We start from the raw sequence: 345 nt of genomic DNA, 5'->3' as shown, positions 1-345 counted from the left end.
CTGACTTTCTGACTTTCTGACTTTCTGACTTTCTGACTTTCTGACTTTCTGACTGAGTCTACCCAGAGTTATTCTTATAAAAATCCAATTTCTTTGCTAAAAATGTGTGAGAAATCACAAAAACGATTAATTAATAATCAAAAGGAAAATATATTTATCTTTTTTCCAAAAACCGCTTGCGTCTGTGATGGAATGGCCTATAATGCGAATCCATCGGCGGTGCTGTTGAAAAAAACTTGTTGAAAATCAAGCGATTGGAAATAAGTTGAATTTAAGAGTTGACATTCTGGATAAACAGAGTAGTATAGCCGACCTAGCTTGATGCTGACGAAGCATCGAGAAGAT

This window comes from Acinetobacter minutum (assembly GCF_035916735.1).
Lineage (GTDB): Bacteria > Pseudomonadota > Gammaproteobacteria > Pseudomonadales > Moraxellaceae > Acinetobacter.
Note: the sequence above shows the minus strand (reverse complement) of the source record.